This window comes from Pseudoneobacillus rhizolycopersici (assembly GCF_054786815.1).
The window spans coordinates 1-216 of record NZ_JBTOOE010000289.1 but is presented as its reverse complement, the minus strand read 5'-3'; the positions used below and the strand labels follow the sequence as shown (position 1 = coordinate 216).

1 protein-coding gene is annotated in these 216 nt (G+C 36.1%); it reads right to left on the bottom strand.

The features are described 5' to 3' along the window. The coding region (locus ACX9YW_RS23795; RefSeq protein WP_460351308.1) for a glycine--tRNA ligase subunit alpha at positions 1 to 216 on the bottom strand (216 nt) is incomplete at both ends.

Here is a 216-nt window from a genome sequence, read left to right as displayed (position 1 = left end):
TTAAATGTGTGCGAACACTTTAAAATATAATCATATGCAGGATGAACCAAATTCTGACTAAGCAAACGTTTAGCCGTTGCTTCGTAAAGATCGAATAATTTAAGAAGATTATCCTGGTTAGATTCTTCAAACGCATACTTAGAATGTTCATATTCTGGCTCTTTAAAGATATCGCGGTAGAGCACACCATTACCCCAGACCAAATCAAAGACTGAG